The 14,460-nt window shown below is 60.2% G+C and carries 7 protein-coding genes and 1 pseudogene; 6 read left to right on the top strand and 2 right to left on the bottom strand.

All coding sequences use genetic code 11. The annotated features are described in order from the left end of the window. Positions 1-57 precede the first annotated feature (57 nt). The 3 genes from HA43_RS11935 (at position 58) to yegD (ending at position 4,047) form a co-directional block, all read left to right on the top strand. Entirely contained in the window at positions 58-2,367 is a 2,310-nt protein-coding gene (locus HA43_RS11935; RefSeq protein WP_425298528.1) for a PAS domain S-box protein, read from the top strand. Beyond that, positions 2,315-2,623, top strand: a complete 309-nt coding sequence (locus HA43_RS19445; protein WP_425298527.1) for a diguanylate cyclase domain-containing protein — start codon at positions 2,315-2,317, stop codon at positions 2,621-2,623. Before HA43_RS11935 ends, HA43_RS19445 begins: the two co-directional genes overlap by 53 nt. A gap of 71 nt (positions 2,624-2,694) precedes the next feature. Beyond that, the gene (gene yegD / locus HA43_RS11930) at positions 2,695-4,047 is read left to right on the top strand and encodes a molecular chaperone (RefSeq protein WP_094111746.1); all 1,353 of its coding nucleotides are present in this window, start codon (positions 2,695-2,697) and stop codon (positions 4,045-4,047) included. 43 nt (positions 4,048-4,090) lie between these two features. Here yegD and HA43_RS11925 read toward each other — a convergent pair whose 3' ends face one another. Then, positions 4,091-5,425: a carbohydrate porin gene (locus tag HA43_RS11925; RefSeq protein ID WP_094111745.1), complete on the bottom strand. Its 1,335-nt coding sequence runs from the start codon at positions 5,423-5,425 to the stop codon at positions 4,091-4,093. A 213-nt stretch (positions 5,426-5,638) separates the two neighbouring features. Beyond that, positions 5,639-6,601 (bottom strand): aldo/keto reductase, encoded by a 963-nt coding sequence (locus HA43_RS11920; protein WP_039385402.1) that lies wholly within the window; start codon positions 6,599-6,601, stop codon positions 5,639-5,641. A gap of 245 nt (positions 6,602-6,846) precedes the next feature. Between HA43_RS11920 and HA43_RS11915 the strand changes: the two genes are divergently transcribed. The 3 genes and pseudogenes from HA43_RS11915 to mdtC all read left to right on the top strand — a co-directional run bounded on the left by HA43_RS11915 (position 6,847) and on the right by mdtC (position 14,246). Further along, positions 6,847-8,052 carry an MdtA/MuxA family multidrug efflux RND transporter periplasmic adaptor subunit gene (locus HA43_RS11915; protein ID WP_094111744.1) on the top strand — a complete coding sequence of 402 codons (1,206 nt, stop codon included), beginning with the start codon at positions 6,847-6,849 and terminating at the stop codon, positions 8,050-8,052. Beyond that, a pseudogene (locus HA43_RS11910) lies at positions 8,052-11,172 on the top strand (MdtB/MuxB family multidrug efflux RND transporter permease subunit). Before HA43_RS11915 ends, HA43_RS11910 begins: the two are co-directional and overlap by 1 nt. After that, positions 11,169-14,246, top strand: a complete 3,078-nt coding sequence (gene mdtC, locus HA43_RS11905; protein ID WP_094111743.1) for a multidrug efflux RND transporter permease subunit MdtC — start codon at positions 11,169-11,171, stop codon at positions 14,244-14,246. Before HA43_RS11910 ends, mdtC begins: the two are co-directional and overlap by 4 nt. Positions 14,247-14,460: the final 214 nt, after the last annotated feature.

Raw genomic sequence — 14,460 nt, 5'->3', positions numbered from 1 at the left:
GCAGAAACTGACTGGCGTATTTTCCCCATACCGGGTTGCGCGCTGCTGGACTGGTACATGATTGTTGAGATAGTCACCGCGCAGGATAAATCGCCAGGCCGCTGGCTGACTGCCGTTACGCTGAGCATACTGGCTTTTCTGCTTACGCTGTTTTGTCTGGAGCTGATTGTGGTCAGCGGTCGTATTTCGCCGCTGTGGTACTCAACGGCGCTGATGACCGGCGTCGTTTTCCGCGCGCCGCTAAAACATATTCCGCTGCTGCTGGCGGGCTGCGTCGCGGGCACCGCGCTGGCAAATCTGCTGGTTATTGGTCCCGCGCTCAGCAATGCTAAATTTGCCCTTCTGAATCTGATACAGGCGCTGCTGGCCGGCGGCATGCTGCGTCTGCTGCTGAACCGCCGCGCGCCGCTGAACGCCCTGCCCGACTGGATCCGCTTTGCGCTCTGCGCCGGCCTGCTGGCTCCCCTGCTGGGCGGGCTGATTGCGCTCTGGCTGCTGCAGGTGGATAAGCAGGCGCTGCTCCCCTTCTTCTCCACCTGGGTGATTTCGGAAGTGATCGGCGTGCTGGCGTTTGGTCCGGTGGTACTGCTGTGGCCCGCTAAGCCGCTGCGTGAACTGATCGCGCCGGGCCGCCAGCTGGAGACCCTGCTGACGCTGCTGGTTACCCTGCTCGCCAGCTATCTCTCCCTGCGCTTTCTGCCGTGGCCGTTTACCTTTATCGTGGTGATCCTGTTCTGGTGTGCGGTCCGGCTGCCAAAATTTGAAGCGTTCCTGCTCTGCTTTATTAATGCCAGTTTCATTTCGCTGCTGCTGGCGCTGGACTGGGTCAACCCGGTACAGAGTGGCGCTTCGCCCGGTCTGGTCTCTGCCTGGCTGCCCTTTCTGCTGGTGCTGCTGCCCAGCCATGTCATGGCGCTGATCATGGACGCCTTCCGGCGCGAGAAAAACCATATCACCGAGAGTGAAGCGCGCTTCCGCAATGCGATGGAGTACTCTGCTATCGGTATGGCGCTGGTCGGCACCAACGGAAAGTGGCAGCAGGTGAACCAGTCACTTTGCCGTACGCTGGGTTATCGCGCCTATGAACTGACGCAGCTGACCTTCCAGGAGATCACCCATCCGGACGATCTGCACAGCGATCTGCAGCTGATGGAGCGTCTGCTGGCGGGCGACCTGATGTCCTATACCTTTGAAAAGCGCTATTTCCGCAAAGATGGCGAGATCGTCTGGTCGCGTCTGACCGTCTCTATGGTGCGCGACGCGCAGCAGCAGCCGCTCTATTTTATCGCGCAGATTGTCGATATCTCCGAGCTGCGGCAGAGCGAGCAGCGCAACCGCCAGCTGATGGAGCGTATTACGCTGGCCAATGAAGCGGGTGGCATCGGCGTCTGGGAGTGGAACCTGAAAACCGGGGAGATGCTCTGGGACAAACGCATGTATGAGCTGTTTGCGCTGGATCCGCAGCAGAAACCCACTTATGACCTCTGGCTGCACCTGGTCGATCCTGCCGAGCGCGAAAGCCTGGCGCTGGTTGTGCAGCAGGCGATTGAGCGCCGCTCGGCCTTTCATCTTGAGTATCGTCTCAACCTGCCGCACGGCGTACAGTTTATTCGCTCAGAAGCGAACCGTATCCTGAGCCAGGATGGACAGATCGAGCGCATGCTCGGGATCTGCCAGGATATTACCTCACTGCGTACCCTTAATGACGCGCTGTTCCAGGAAAAAGAGCGTATGGCGATCACCCTGGATTCGATTGGCGAAGCGGTGATCAGCACCGACGATGAGATGTGCGTGACCTTTATGAACCCCGTTGCTGAAAGCCTGAGTGGCTGGCCGCAGGAGCAGGCGGCCGGCACGCCGCTTGGCGAGCTGCTGAATATCACGCGCGGCGCTGACGGCCCGCGCATCGACAATCTGCTGCTTTGCACGCTGCCGGATGAAAAAATCTCTCCGGCGCTGGATGAGGGACTGGTGCTGCATACGCTGGCAGGCGCGCAGATAGAGATCCACTACAGTATTACGCCGCTAAAAACCCTGGCCGGCAGCACTATTGGGGTGGTGATGGTCATTCAGGATGTCAGCGAATCGCGCCAGATCATGAAGCGTCTGAGCTATAGCGCGTCACACGACATGCTGACGCAGCTGCCTAACCGGCCCAGCTTTGAAGATCGGCTGAAACGGCTGGTGAATGATGCGGCCGTCACCGGCACGCCGCATGTGCTGGTGTTTATCGACCTGGATAAATTTAAAGCGGTCAACGATACCGCCGGCCATGCGGCGGGGGGACGCGCTGCTGCGCGAGCTGGCGGTGCTGATGCAGCAGCAGCTGCGCAGCAGCGATATGCTGGCGCGCCTCGGCGGCGATGAGTTTGGTATTCTGCTGCCGCACTGCGAGGTCGATCAGATCCGCGATCTGGTGCAGGGCATCGTGAATGTCGTCAATAACTATACATTTTACTGGAAAACGCATCCTTACCAGGTGGGTGCCAGCGCCGGCATCACGCAGATTGATGCGCGCAACTGCCTCAGCAATATGGTGATGTCGCAGGCCGATGTCGCCTGCTACAGCGCTAAACATGCCGGGCGCGGTCAGTATCAGGTTTATCAGGATGCGGAGAGATGAAGCACTGCATATTGCCAGCATGACCAGCCTGCGCTAAAGTCGCCCCCTTTTTTTCTGGCATGGGGCATAAGATGTATATCGGTTTTGACTACGGCACAGCGAACTGCGCTATTGCAGTAAGCGATAACGGCACGCCGCGGATGCTGGCGCTGGAAAATGACCAGCCGCTGCTGCCCTCGATGATCTGCGCCCCGGTGCGCGAGGCGATCAGCGAATGGCTGCATCGCCACCATCAGGTGCCCACGCCCGCGAGCGAAAACACCGCCCTGCTGCAGCGCGCGCTGCGCTACAACCGCGAAGAAGATATCGAGATAACCCCTGGCAGCGTGCAGTTTGGCCTGACCGCGCTGCAGCAATATATGACAGAGCCGGAAGATGTCTGGTTCGTCAAATCACCGAAATCCTTTTTGGGCGCCTCTGGCCTGAAGCCGCAGCAGATCGCATTTTTTGAAGATCTGGTGTGCGCCATGATGCTGCATATCCGCCAGCAGGGTGAAGCGCAGCTCGGGCAGCAGATCAACCAGGCGGTTATCGGTCGCCCGGTCAACTTTCAGGGGCTGGGCGGTGACGATGCCAACCAGCAGGCGCAGGGGATCCTGCTGCGTGCGGCACAGCGCGCCGGCTTTCGTGACGTTGAGTTTCAGTTTGAGCCGGTGGCCGCCGGGCTGGACTTTGAAGCCACGCTGGACAAAGAGACGCGCGTGCTGGTGGTCGATATCGGCGGCGGCACCACCGACTGCTCCATGCTGCTGATGGGGCCGGAGTGGCGCCAGAAAGCTGACCGCCACGCCAGCCTGCTGGGGCACAGCGGCTGCCGCGTCGGCGGTAACGATCTCGATATCATGCTGGCGTTTAAAACGCTGATGCCGCTGCTGGGTCTGGGCGGCAGCACCCGCAAGGGCACGGCGCTCCCCGCCCTGCCGTGGTGGAACGCGGTCGCAATTAACGACGTTCCGGCACAGAGCGAGTTCTACTCCGCCGCCTGCGGCAAGCTGCTGCAGGATCTGGTGCGCGATGCAGAAGAGGGAAACCGCGTGGCGCATCTGCTCAAAGTATGGCAGCAGAAGCTAAGCTACCGGCTGGTGCGCGCGGCTGAAGAGAGCAAAATTGCGCTCTCAGCGCAGGCGGAAGCGGATGCGTCGCTGGCGTTTATTGCGCAGTCGCTGCAGGCAGAAATCAGCGCGGCGCAGCTGGAAGAGGCGATTAGCCAGCCGCTGGAGCGGATGCTGGAGCAGGTACAGCTGGCGCTGACCACCAGCGAGACCCGACCGGACGTGATCTATCTTACTGGCGGCAGCGCACGCTCGCCGCTGCTGCGTGCGGCGCTGCAGCAGGCGCTGCCCGATACCCCGATTGCCGGCGGCGACGACTTTGGTTCGGTGACCGCCGGACTGGCGCGCTGGGCAGAGGTGATGTTCCGCTAGCGGATCGTAACAGGAGGCGCAGCCTGCGCCTCCTCCCTGCCCGTCAGAAGTTGATATTGGCTGAGATGCCGCCGACAAAGGCATCTTTCACCTCTCCGACCGCGCCCGGCGCCACGACATACTGCAGGTTAGGCCGCAGCTGCAGCCACTTCGCCAGCTGCGCATTGTAATAAATCTCATAGTTGTATTCCGATCCCGCCTGCAGCGGCAGATAAGCCGGGCTGTCAAAGCGCGTTTCACCACTGGCTGCGTTCTGCTGGCGCAGGGCGCGGCTGTAGGCGCTGTTAACGTGAATACGCGCGGCACCAATACCGATTTCATCCTGCGGACGCGCATCAAGCGGCCCCTTCCAGGTAAAACTGATGGACTGATAATTATCGGTTTTCGACGTCTTACGATCGTTCATGACCGCCTGCACCGTTACCCCCAGTCCGCGGCTGGCGTCTCCGCCCTGCGCGGTCAGCTGCTGCTGCAGCAGCAGGTAGCCGCCATAAGCGTGATCCTGACGCTGATAGCCCCCATCCCGCCAGCTGCCGTAATTATCCCCGTTTACGGATGAGTAGTAATAGCCGAGTCGATAGTTGCCCGGCAGCCCCGCTGCGCCCAGGGTCGGTTTCCAGCCCAGCTCGACCGGCACCAGATTGCCTTCTGAATGACGGGTATCCAGGCGGAAACCGTCGCCGCGATCGTAGTTGGCGCGATTCTGGTTGTAAAAGCCGACCTGGAAGAAGAGTTCGGGCGTGATATTCGCTTTCAGGCGTCCGCCCCACTGTGAAACCGGCCAGTTAAACCAGCGGTCGCCGCGCCAGTTGCCTGCCTGACCGCTGCCAAAGGCAAGGTTCTGAAACCTGCTGTCGAGGCTGTCAAAATCTTCACCCACGGTGACCCGTCCGGCCTTGAGATTAACCCGGTTGTCAAACAGCCCCTTGCTCAGCCAGAACTGTGTCAGACGCCACGTCTGGCCGCGGCCATAGACCTCCTGCACGGAGGAGAGCATGCCGGTGCGGCGATCGGCTACCTGATCGGAGATGTTGCGCCCGTCGCGATTAGTGACGGTGACCTGGAACTGCGCATCCTGCCAGTCGAGCAGCTTTTGCAGATCGAAATTCGCGCCAAACGCCCACTGATCGCTGTAGCGCATTGAGGTGTGGCTGTCCGCTCCGCCGCCGAGATTAGCGGCGCTCTCCATGGTGTAATTTACGTCAAACTTCACGCCGGCACTCTCCAGCTGCGTGCGGCTACCGTTCCAGTCGCCCAGCATCCAGGGCGAATCGTAGCTGAACGCATCTGCCGCGACGGCGGCAGAGCTGAACATAGCCAGCATCAGCGTGCCCGCAGCCAGCTGCGGCAGCGGGTGCAAAGCAAAAATTGTTTTCATCGTTGTTATCTTCTGCAAAGTTATAAGGAAAACCGCGCAGAGGATAGTGCCAGGCAGCAGCAGGGTTTTGCAATTTCGTGTGGATTTACGCCTGCTCAGTCAGTGGATTAGCGCATTTGTGATGAAGATCTAAGATTTAAACATTTAAAGTGTGACAGTGACTATTGATTGCTCTGTATCAATATACGGGGTGCCGCAGCACCCCGGGCGGGATCAGAGGTGGCTGGCGCGCGCCAGCTCCTCAATTTCCTGTTTGCTCAGCTCCAGCTGGGTGGCTTTTACCAGCTCATCCAGCTGCGCCAGCGATGTTGCGCTGACAATCGGCGCGGTAATGCTGGGACGCGCAATCTGCCACGCCAGCGCCACCTGCGTGGCTGACGCATCGTGCGAGGCAGCGATATCCTCCAGCGCCTCAATAATGCGGCTGCCGCGCTCATTGAGATATTTTTCCACTATCGCCTGACCGCGCGGGCTTTTGCCCGCATCCTGCGGCTTTTTATATTTGCCGCTGAGAAAGCCGCTCGCCAGCGAGTAGTAGTTGATCACGCCAAGACCGTTTTTCACCGCCACCTGCTCCAGGCCGTTCTCATACCCTTCGCGATCGTAAAGGTTATATTCCGGCTGCAGCGTTTCATAGCGCGCCAGCCCCTCTTTGCTGCTGACATCCAGCGCCTCCTGCAGACGCGCTGCGGAGTAGTTTGAGGCGCCGATAGCGCGTACCTTGCCCTCTTTGATCAGGGAATCAAACGCTTTCAGGGTATCTGCCAGCGGCGTCTGCTCATCATCGCGATGCGCCTGATAGAGATCGATCACGTCTGTCTGCAGCCGGCGCAGGGAATCCTCTATCGCCTGGCGGATATACGCAGGCTTCAGCCCGGTTTTTTCCGGCGACAGCTCCATGCCGACTTTAGTCGCCAGCACGATGCGATCGCGTTTGCCGCTCTGCTTTAACCATTTGCCGATGATCGCTTCCGATTCACCTCCCTGATTGCCCGGCACCCAGCGGGAATAGACATCCGCGGTATCGATAAAAAACAGGCCATTTTCGACCAGCGCATCCAGCAGTGAAAAGGAGGTCTTCTCATCGACTGTCCAGCCAAAAACGTTACCACCAAAAGTCAGGCGCGGAACGGTAATACCGCTGTCGCCCAGCTGACGGGTTGCAGGTTGTTTCATTGCGCTCTCCCTGGTTAAACGAGATAGGTTTGTCTTTAAGCGTAGCAAATGAAAAAGTCGCACCGGGGTCTATTCATGCCAGAATAGTGTCAGAACCGGGAAATCCTTTACGCCGCGCTGAGCAGATATTCTTAATTCCTTCAATTTTCGCCCGGCGCAGGCGGCTACACTTATTTTCGTTTGCGCTGTCCGGATGTCGGGCAGGCGTATCAGGAAAGCGACATGGCTGGAGAGCACGCAGAGTAATGAAGAGTCGAACCAAAACAGGTCTGTTAATTCTTATCGCGCTGGCGGTAGCGGCTGGCGGTTATTACGCCTGGCACTCGCGCGCCACGCCAGCACAGCCGGCGCAGGCTAAAGAGAAGCGCGGTGGAGCAAACCGGCCAGCCGCGCCGGTACAGGCGGCAACGGCTGAACTGCAAAGCGTGCCCTACTATCTGAACGGCCTCGGCACCGTCACCGCTGCTAATACGGTTACGGTGCGCAGCCGTGTTGAGGGGCAGCTGATGGCGCTGCACTTTACAGAAGGCGAGCAGGTGGCTGCCGGCACGCTGCTGGCTGAGATCGATCCGCGCCCGTATCAGGTTGCTCTCACGCAGGCGCAGGGCCAGCTGGCCCGGGATCAGGCCACGCTGGCGAATGCCCGCCGCGATCTCAGCCGCTATGAGAAGCTGTCGAAAACGTCCCTGGTATCGCAGCAGGATCTCGACACCCAGCGCGCGCTGGTGAGCGAAACGCTGGGCACCATTAAAGCGGATGAGGGCAACGTCGCGAGCGCGCAGCTGAATCTGACCTACAGCCGCATCACCGCGCCGATTGCCGGACGTATCGGGTTACGCAAGGTTGACATCGGCAACTACATTACCACCGGCGACACCGATGGCCTGGTCGTGATCACCCAGACGCATCCGATTGATGTGGTATTCAGCGTGGCTGAGAGCTATATCAGCCAGATCCTGAAAGCGCAGAAAAGCGGTCAGCCGCTGGTGGTGGAGGCCTGGGATCGCAGCAACACCACGCTGCTGACGCAGGGCACGCTGCTGAGCCTGGACAACCAGATCGACACCACTACCGGCACCATTAAGCTGAAAGCACGCTTCAGCAATGAAGATGACACCCTGTTTCCCAACCAGTTTGTTAACGCACGTCTGAAAGCGGATACGCTGCAGAACGCCGTGACTATTCCGGCCGCCGCGCTGCAGATGAGCAATGAGGGCCACTTTGTCTGGGTAGTTAACAGCGAAAACAAGGTCAGCAAGAAACGCGTTACCGCCGGCCTGCAGGATAGCCAGAAAGTGGTGATCAGTGCCGGACTGGAAGCGGGCGAGCGGGTCATCACCGACGGCATCGATCGCCTCACTGACGGCGCAACGGTTGACGTCGTGGCGCCACAGAGTACGGCAACAGAGACCACGCGTGCCGCGCAGCCAGCCCGGGGAGAGCGTCAATAATGCAGGTGCTGCCTCCTGACGCTGGCGGCGGTCCGTCACGTCAGTTCATTTTACGCCCGGTCGCCACCACGCTGCTGATGATTGCGATTCTGCTGGCTGGCCTGCTTGGCTACCGCTTTCTGCCGGTCTCCGCCCTGCCGGAAGTGGACTACCCCACTATTCAGGTTGTCACGCTCTATCCCGGAGCCAGTCCGGATGTGGTCACCTCGTCGATTACCGCACCGCTGGAACGCCAGTTTGGCCAGATGTCCGGGCTAAAACAGATGGCGTCGCAAAGTTCCGGCGGCGCCTCGGTGATCACGCTGCAGTTTCAGCTGTCGCTGGCGCTGGATGTGGCGGAGCAGGAGGTTCAGGCGGCGATTAACTCCGCCACTAACCTGCTGCCTGGCGATCTGCCCAATCCGCCCGCCTACAGCAAAGTCAACCCGGCCGATCCGCCTATCATGACGCTGGCGGTCACCACGACCAGCCTGCCGCTGACGCAGGTGCAGGATATGGTGGAAACGCGCGTGGCGCAGAAGATTGCGCAGGTCTCCGGCGTAGGCCTGGTTACCCTTTCCGGTGGACAGCGTCCGGCGGTGCGGGTCAAAATGAATGCGCAGGCGCTGGCAGCGTTAGGACTGACCAGCGAAGATGTGCGCACGGCTATCAGCAACGCCAACGTCAACTCAGCGAAAGGCAGCCTTGATGGTCCGGCGCGCTCTATCACGCTGTCAGCAAACGATCAGATGACATCGGCTGAGGATTACCGTCGCCTGATTATCAGCTACAGCAACGGCGCGCCGGTACGACTGGGCGACGTTGCGACCATTGAATCGGGCGCAGAGAACAGCTGGCTGGGCGCCCGGGCTAACCGCCAGCAGGCGATTGTGCTGAACGTCCAGCGTCAGCCCGGCGCCAATATTATCGACACCGCTGATAATATCCGGGCGCTGCTGCCATCGCTTACCGCCACGCTGCCCAAATCGGTCGACATGAAACTGCTGACCGATCGCACGACCAATATTCGCGCCTCGGTATCTGATACGCAGCATGAGCTGATGCTGGCCATGGCGCTCGTGGTCATGATCATCTACCTGTTTCTGCGCAACGTACCGGCTACGATCATTCCTGCCGTGGCGGTACCGCTTTCGCTGATTGGTACGTTTGCCGCCATCTATTTTATGGGCTTCTCGATCAACAACCTCACGCTGATGGCGCTGACTATCGCTACCGGCTTTGTGGTGGATGACGCCATTGTGGTGATCGAGAATATTTCACGCTATATCGAGAAAGGCGAGAAGCCGCTCACCGCCGCGCTGAAAGGGGCGGGAGAGATCGGTTTTACCATTATCTCGCTCACCTTTTCGCTGATTGCGGTGCTGATCCCGCTGCTGTTTATGGGCGATGTGATTGGCCGGCTGTTTCGCGAGTTCGCCGTCACGCTGCTATCGCCATTCTGATCTCAGCCGTGGTGTCGCTGACGCTGACGCCGATGATGTGCGCGCGCATGCTGAGCGCGGAGTCGCTGCGCCGGCAGAACCGCTTCTCACGCGCCAGCGAGGCGCTGTTTGAGCGGGTCATTGCCGGTTACGGGCGTGGACTGACGCGCGTGCTGCAGCATCCGTGGCTGACGCTCAGCGTGGCGCTCGGCACGCTGCTGATGACGGTGCTGCTGTGGGTTATGATCCCGAAAGGCTTCTTTCCGCAGCAGGATAACGGCATTATTCAGGGCACCCTGCAGGCGCCGCAGTCGGTCTCTTACGCCAGCATGGCGCAGCGCACGCGCGATGTCGCCTCCGTGGTGATGAAGGATCCGGCGGTTGAAAGCCTGACCTCTTTTGTCGGGGTGGATGGCACCAACCCTGCGCTTAACAGCGCCCGGCTGCAGATCAACCTCAAGCCGCTGGATGAGCGCGACGACCGCATTCCGGTGGTGCAGGCGCGGCTGCAGCAGGCGGTGGCGCAGATCCCGGGCGTCTCGCTCTGGCTGCAGCCGGTGCAGGATCTCACCATTGAGACGCAGAGCAGCCGTACCCCCTATCAGTTTACGCTGCAGTCTGGCTCGCTTGACGCCCTGAGCAGCTGGGTCCCGGCGCTGATCGGCCAGCTGGAAAAGGCACCGCAGCTGCGCAACGTCAGCAGCGACTGGCAGGATCAGGGGCTGGAAGCGTATGTGCGCGTCGACCGCGACAGCGCCAGCCGGCTCGGGATCACCATGGCTGACGTCGATAATGCGCTGTATAACGCGTTTGGTCAGCGGCTGATCTCAACGATTTACACGCAGGCAAACCAGTATCGCGTGGTGCTGGAGCAGCATAATGCGCAGACGCCGGGACTGGCGAGCCTGGAGGGGATCCGGCTTAAAAGCAGCGACGGCGGCAGCGTACCGCTCAGCGCTATCGCCAGCACAGAGGAGCGGCATACCGCTCTCAGTATTAATCATCTCGATCAGTTCCCGTCCGCAACCTTCTCTTTTGACGTGGCCAATGGCTATTCACTTGAGGAAGCGCTGCAGGCCATTACCGCCGCAGAAGGGGCGCTGGGTATGCCGGCGGATATCGTCACGCAGTTCCAGGGCAGTACGCTGGCGTTTGAAGCCGCGCTGAGCAGCACCGTCTGGCTGATTGTGGCGGCCGTGGTCGCAATGTATATCGTTCTTGGCGTGCTGTATGAGAGTTTTATTCATCCGATTACCATTCTCTCTACCCTGCCCACCGCGGGCGTCGGCGCGCTGCTGGCGCTGATGCTGAGCGGCAACGAGCTCGATATCATCGCCATTATCGGCATCATTCTGCTGATCGGTATTGTGAAGAAAAACGCCATTATGATGATTGACTTTACGCTGGCGGCGGAGCGTGAACAGGGCATGGCGCCGCGTGACGCTATCTATCAGGCCTGCCTGCTGCGCTTTCGCCCGATCCTGATGACCACGCTGGCGGCGCTGCTGGGCGCGCTGCCGCTGATGCTCAGCACCGGCGTCGGCGCTGAGCTGCGCCATCCGCTCGGCATCGCATGGTGGGCGGCCTGATCCTCAGCCAGATCCTGACGCTGTTTACCACGCCGGTCATCTATCTGCTGTTTGATCGCCTGGCGCACGCTACCCGCAGGCGCTTCGGTCGTCCGGAGGCGCAGTCGTGAAGTTTTTTGCCCTCTTCATTCACCGCCCGGTCGCCACCATCCTGCTGACGCTGGCGATTGCGCTGGCGGGGATGCTTGGTTTTCGTCTGCTGCCGGTCGCCCCGCTACCGCAGCTCGATTTTCCGGTGATTATGATTTCGGCCTCGCTGCCGGGTGCCTCACCGGAAACCATGGCCGCCTCGGTGGCCACGCCGCTGGAGCGCTCGCTGGGGCGCATTGCCGGCGTCAGTGAAATGACCTCGACGAACTCACTGGGCAGCACGCGCATCATTCTGGTGTTTGATTTTGACCGCGATATTAACGGTGCCGCGCGCGATGTGCAGGCCGCGATTAATGCGGCGCAGAGCCTGCTGCCGTCGGGCATGCCGAGCCGGCCTTCTTATCGAAAAGCGAACCCCTCGGATGCGCCGATTATGATCCTGACGGTGACCTCGGACGACTATAATCCGGGTCAGCTCTATGATTACGCTTCGACGCAGCTGGCGCAAAAACTGTCGCAGATTGAGGGCGTCGGCGACGTCACGGTAGGCGGCAGTTCGCTGCCCGCCGTGCGCGTCGATCTCAATCCGCAGGCGCTGTTTAATCAGGGCGTGTCGCTGGATGCGGTACGCAGCGCCATCAGCAACGCTAACCAGCGGCGACCGCAGGGCGCAATCGACGATCGCCAGCAGCGCTGGCAGCTGCGTACCAATGATGAACTGCAGAGCGCCAGCGCCTATCAGCCACTGGTGGTGCACTATAACAACGGTGCGGCGGTCCGCCTTAGCGATGTCGCCAGCGTGCAGGATTCGGTGCAGGATGTGCGTAACGCCGGGATGACCAACGGCAAGCCGGCGGTGCTGCTGGTGATCCGTAAGTCGCCGGACGCCAATATTATCGATACCGTGGATCGCATTCGCGCTGAGCTGCCGGTGCTGCACGATTTCATTCCGGCGGCGATCGATCTGCAGATTGCCCAGGATCGCTCACCGACTATCCGCGCTTCGCTGCATGAAGTCGAGCAGTCGCTGGTGATTGCCGTGGTGCTGGTGATTCTGGTGGTGTTTCTGTTCCTGCGCGACGGCCGGGCCACGCTCATTCCTGCTGCGGCGGTGCCGGTCTCACTGATTGGCACCTTTGCTGCCATGTATCTGTGCGGCTTCAGTCTTAACAACCTGTCGCTGATGGCGCTAACCATCGCCACCGGGTTTGTGGTGGATGATGCGATTGTGGTGCTGGAGAATATCGCCCGCCACGTTGAGGCTGGCATGAAGCCGCTGCAGGCGGCGCTGACCGGCGTCCGCGAAGTGGGCTTTACCGTGCTGTCGATGAGCCTGTCGCTGATTGCGGTGTTTCTGCCGCTGCTGATGATTGGCGGCATTATCGGACGCTTCTTTTCGGAATTTGCCATTACGCTGTCGGTGGCGATTCTGATCTCGCTGTTTATCTCCGTCACGCTGACGCCGATGATGTGCGCGTATCTGCTGAAGCCGCAACCGGCACAGCCTGCCGCGCCCGGGCTGTTCAGCCGGCTGCTGCAGCGGACGCAGGATGGCTATGCCCGCTCGCTGCGCTGGGTGTTACGCCACGCCATCTGGGTACTGCTGCTGCTGGGCGGCACGGTAGCAATGACCGTCTGGCTGTTTATTACGATACCCAAAACCTTTATGCCGGAACAGGATACCGGTCGCCTGAGCGGTTTTCTGTCTGCCGATCAGAGCATCTCGTTTCAGGCGATGCGCGGCAAGCTGGAAGATTTTATGAATATCATCAAAATGGATCCGGCGGTGGATAATGTCACCGGCTTTACCGGCGGCCTCGGCACCAACAGCGGCCTGATGTTTGTGGCGCTGAAGCCTCTCTCTGAGCGCAGCGAAAGCGCCCAGCAGGTGATCGCCCGCCTGCGCACCAAACTGGCTAAGGAGCCGGGGGCCAGCCTCTATCTCAACGCCGTACAGGATATTCGCGTCGGCGGACGGGAGTCGAACGCCAGCTATCAGTACAGCCTGCTGTCGGATAACCTTGCCGATCTGCGTGAGTGGGAACCCAAAATCCGTAAGGCCTTCTCTGCCCTGCCGCAGCTCACTGACGTTAACTCCGACCAGCAGGATAAAGGCAGCGAAATGGCTATTACATACGATCGTGAAAGCATGGCGCGCCTCGGCATAGACGTTTCAGCCGCCAACGATCTGCTGAACAACGCCTTTGGCCAGCGTCAGATCTCAACCATTTATCAGCCGCTGAATCAGTACAAAGTGGTGATGGAGGTGGATCCGCGCTATACCCAGGATATCAGCGCGCTCGACCAGATGTTTGTGGTCAGCAGCGACGGCAAAGCGATTCCGCTGAGCGGTTTTGCCCACTGGCAGCCCGCTAACGCACCGCTCTCCGTCAACCATGAGGGGCTTTCTGCAGCGACAACCATTTCGTTTAATTTGCCGGAAGGCGTCTCTCTGTCGCAGGCCTCCGCGGCGATCGATCGCGCCATGACGGTGCTGGGGGTGCCCTCCAGCGTGCGCGGCAGCTTTGCCGGTACCGCGCAGGTGTTTCAGCAGTCGCAGTCCAGCCAGCTCTGGCTGATGCTGGCAGCCATCGCAGCGGTCTATATCGTGCTGGGCATTCTGTATGAGAGCTATGTGCATCCGCTCACGATTCTGTCGACGCTGCCGTCGGCCGGAACCGGCGCGCTGCTGGCGCTTAAACTGTTTGATACGCCGTTCAGCCTGATTGCGCTGATTGGCATTTTGCTGCTGATAGGGATTGTGAAAAAGAACGCCATCATGATGGTCGACTTTGCGCTGGAGGCGGAACGACAGCAGCAACTGAGCCCGCGCGAGGCGATTTTCCAGGCGTGTCAGCTGCGTTTTCGCCCGATTCTGATGACCACGCTGGCCGCGCTGTTTGGCGCCCTGCCGCTGGTGCTGACCAGCGGCGACGGTGCTGAACTGCGGCAGCCGCTGGGCATCACCATCGCTGGCGGCCTGGTGGTAAGCCAGCTGCTGACGCTCTACACCACGCCGGTGGTCTATCTGCTGATGGATAAATTACGCCGCCGCAAAGCCGTCACAGAGCCAGCAACCAGCCGAATTTCGTAGGGGGCGCATTAATGCGCCCCGGGAAAACAACGCACACGAAACCCGGGCGCCATTAATGGCGCCCCTACAGGGGAACATGCCACCCGGTTTCACAGGGGGCGCATTTATGCGCCCCTGGCAAACAACGCGTACGAAACCCGGGCGCCATTAATGGCGCCCCTACAGGGGAACATGCCACCCGGTTTCACAGGGGGCGCATTTATGCGCCCCTGGC

Source organism: Pantoea eucrina (genome assembly GCF_002095385.1).
In the GTDB taxonomy this organism is placed as follows: domain Bacteria; phylum Pseudomonadota; class Gammaproteobacteria; order Enterobacterales; family Enterobacteriaceae; genus Pantoea; species Pantoea eucrina.
This window is presented reverse-complemented; position numbering and strand designations above follow the sequence as displayed.

What these genes read in the sequence shown, in the direction of transcription:
- HA43_RS11935 (WP_425298528.1), top strand. Translation starts at nt 58, where the DNA reads ATGATTGTTGAGATAGTCACCGCGCAGGATAAATCGCCAGGCCGCTGG.
- HA43_RS19445 (WP_425298527.1), top strand. Translation starts at nt 2,315, where the DNA reads ATGCAGCAGCAGCTGCGCAGCAGCGATATGCTGGCGCGCCTCGGCGGC.
- HA43_RS11920 (WP_039385402.1), bottom strand. Translation starts at nt 6,601, where the DNA reads ATGAAACAACCTGCAACCCGTCAGCTGGGCGACAGCGGTATTACCGTT.
- HA43_RS11925 (WP_094111745.1), bottom strand. Translation starts at nt 5,425, where the DNA reads ATGAAAACAATTTTTGCTTTGCACCCGCTGCCGCAGCTGGCTGCGGGC.
- yegD (WP_094111746.1), top strand. Translation starts at nt 2,695, where the DNA reads ATGTATATCGGTTTTGACTACGGCACAGCGAACTGCGCTATTGCAGTA.
- HA43_RS11915 (WP_094111744.1), top strand. Translation starts at nt 6,847, where the DNA reads ATGAAGAGTCGAACCAAAACAGGTCTGTTAATTCTTATCGCGCTGGCG.